This window comes from Hymenobacter translucens (assembly GCF_020685205.1).
GTDB lineage: Bacteria > Bacteroidota > Bacteroidia > Cytophagales > Hymenobacteraceae > Hymenobacter > Hymenobacter translucens.
Genome location: NZ_JAJERB010000022.1, coordinates 1 through 1,447, shown reverse-complemented (window position 1 = coordinate 1,447; position 1,447 = coordinate 1). Strand labels below are relative to the sequence as shown.

General features: G+C 70.2%; 1 protein-coding gene and 1 pseudogene. Both read right to left on the bottom strand.

Annotated features, from left to right (window positions below):
* Positions 1–364, bottom strand: a pseudogene (locus LJY25_RS21110) (hypothetical protein); the annotation flags it as partial.
* A gap of 88 nt (positions 365–452) precedes the next feature.
* Positions 453–1,447 (bottom strand): T9SS type A sorting domain-containing protein (locus LJY25_RS21105; protein WP_227610429.1); only part of this gene is annotated, 995 nt, incomplete at its 5' end.

Genomic DNA, 1,447 nt, shown 5'->3' with positions numbered 1-1,447 from the left:
CCGGGCCGCCGCCGCTGGTAGCCCAGGTAAAGTCCTGGGCCGTGGCATCCCACTTGGCCACGAACACATCGGTGCTGGTGCCGGTGCCCGCATTCAGCAGCTGGGTGCTGCCAAAGCTGACCGTGCCGGTGAAAAAGCCCGTGATATACACGTTGCCACTCGCATCCACGGCCGAGGCCGTGGCCAGCGAGATGCCGGTCGTGCCGGGCGGGTTGCTGCTGCCGCTCAGGGCCAGCTCCCAGGCCGGGGCCTGGGCCAGGGAACGGGCTGCCGGCAGCAGCGCCAGCGCCAGGCTCACGCACCAGAAACGAAAGCAGCGGGCTACCACGGCCCCGCGGCCAGATGGGGTAAAGAACGAAATCATACGAAGGGCTGAAGAGTGCGAAGAGGGCTGAGAAAAGCGGAGAAGGATAGAATGAGAGCTGAACGGGTTGCTATGCGCTAAATGGAGCCTAGCGCACCAGCAGCTTGGTGGATAACGTTTGCCCGCCGGTGCGCACCTGCACCAGGTACAGGCCCGGGGCCAGCTGCGCGGCCCCGGGCAGCGCCACCGCGTGCCGCCCAGCGGGCAGGCGCGTGCTGATCGGGGCCAGCACCTGCCGGCCCAGCACGTCACTCAGCTGCACCTGCACCGGGGCCGGGGCCGGCAGCCGCAGCTCCACGCTCGTTTCGGCCGTGGCCGGGTTGGGAAACAGGCGCAGCTCGTAGCGCGCGGCCAGCCCAGCCATGCTGGTGAGGCTGGCCGGAGCCAGGCGCACGTTATCCACGTAGAGGGCGTTGCCCTGCTGGCTGAGCAGCTGCAGGCGCAGCTGGAAGCGGGGCCCGATAAAGGCCGGGTCGATGGGGATTTGCAGGGTTTGCCAGTCGGCCGCGGCGGTGGGCACGAAGGTGTTGGTGCGCAGCGAGCCCATCGTGTTCAGGGCCGTACTGAAGAAGGTGGCGGCCGTGGTCCAGCTCGTGCCGCAGTCGGCGCTGAACTGCACCAGCAGCGATTCGACCACGGGCGTGGGGCGCTGGGCGTAGGCGCGCTCGAAGCTCAGCACGGGGGGATTGCCGGCGCTGAAGGCGCTCAGGTTGATGTTGGGCGAGGTCAGCCAGGAGCTCGTGTTGGGGGGCAGCAGGTTGCTGCGCACCCACACGCAGCCCGTGCCGTCGCTGGCCAGCAGGCCGCCGCCGGGGGGATTGGCCCGCTGCCAGGCGGCGGGCACGGCGGCGGCGGAAGTGGACGAGACAGTCCAGTTGCGCAGGTCGGGGGCAGCGAAGTTGTTGGGGAAGCCTGGGTTCTCGAACGACTCGGCCAGCGGGGCGGCCAGGCCGGTGGTGGCGCCACTGACCTGCAGCAGCTGGGCGCGGGCGCGGGAGGTGGTGCCGCCGGGCGTGCTGGTCAGGCTCAGCGTGGCCCCGTAGAGGCCGCCGGTGGCGTAGGTCACGGTGGGGCTGGGCAGGG